Source organism: Arthrobacter cavernae, from assembly GCF_017368795.1.
Classification (GTDB): Bacteria; Actinomycetota; Actinomycetes; order Actinomycetales; family Micrococcaceae; genus Arthrobacter; species Arthrobacter cavernae.
Genome location: NZ_JAFNLL010000104.1, coordinates 1 through 1157, shown reverse-complemented (window position 1 = coordinate 1157; position 1157 = coordinate 1). Strand labels below are relative to the sequence as shown.

General features: G+C 63.9%; 1 protein-coding gene. It reads left to right on the top strand.

Annotation, left to right across the window (positions count from 1 at the left end):
* Positions 1-761: 761 nt before the first annotated feature.
* Complete coding sequence (locus tag J1902_RS18985) at positions 762-1103, top strand: YciI family protein (protein ID WP_207617921.1); 342 nt, start codon at positions 762-764, stop codon at positions 1101-1103.
* The last annotated feature ends 54 nt before the right edge of the window (positions 1104-1157 follow it).

Here is a 1157-nt window from a genome sequence, read left to right as displayed (position 1 = left end):
TCAACAAACTTGGCACACTATTGAGTTCTCAAACAACAGACCCCGTTAATCATCACCCGCCAGCACACCACAAAAAATGGACGCACCAACAGGCCATTGGAAAAAGGAGATTATTTGGCCGCCTACCGAAACATACACACCTTCCGGCTTTCCGTTCCGCACCCGGCGACTCAGAAAACAATACACCCCACCACACCCCAACGCAAATCCACCCCAAACACCAAGGGTGTCATACCTGAATTCCCCAAGAATCCCCGGAAATGCGGCACCGGGTACGCCTTGGGGCAACCACATCCACCGGCAGGCCGGCATCGACCCCAGAAGTTCGCTCCGTGAAGCGCGCCACACAGCGAGGGGGTGCCATCTCGGGTCGACGCCGGCAGCGAATCTGTTTCATGCTGTCCGCATAGGCCTGCTCCTCATGCATCCGGGCTCGACGTCCGTGACCACCAGGCAACGTGAAGCGGAGCCGGAGGTTGTCGTCGCCGCCCTCGATCTCGTTGGCGATCGTGCCGAGCACGGCACCGACCGTCCGTGTGCGCCGGACCGGACCGCAGCCGGCTGCAACGCTCACTGGCCTACCTCCTGTCACCGCTCGAATCCGCCGCCTCATCCGGTCCAGGGCCGGGCGTTGGTCGCGACGCCCTACCCGTGGTCCCTTGACCACATGCCATGTGCCGGGGCGATAATCGGGCTGGGCACGATGGCCGCGCCCCGCGACGAGCCGACGGATGGCGCCGCCGGAGCAGAGGAGTCCTCGAATGATGAAGTACCTGATCTCGTTCCCCGCTGAGGCCATGGTGATTCCGGAGGAGGACTTCAATGCGGTGGTTGAAGCCGCGCATGCCGTCATCGACGAAGCCAAGGCGGCCGGCGTGTACGTCTTCGGCGGCGGGATCGATGAGAACGTAGACCCGGTGCTCGTGGCCAGTGACGGCACGGTCACCAAGGGCACGTACCCAGGGCACATGGTGCCCAACGGCGGTTACACCGTTCTTGAGCTGCCCTCGCGGGAGGCGGCACTCGAGTGGGCCGCGAAGATCGCCCTCGCCTGCCGTTGCCCGCAAGAACTCCGGCAGTTCCAGTACGACCCTGCCAGCTGACGTCGTCATTCTCACGCCGTGGTCCTGCCCGGGCCGGAGTGGCGTGGGGGCAGG

Bases quoted from the DNA above. Each gene is read 5' to 3' on its own strand.
- J1902_RS18985 (WP_207617921.1), top strand. From the start codon at position 762: ATGATGAAGTACCTGATCTCGTTCCCCGCTGAGGCCATGGTGATTCCG.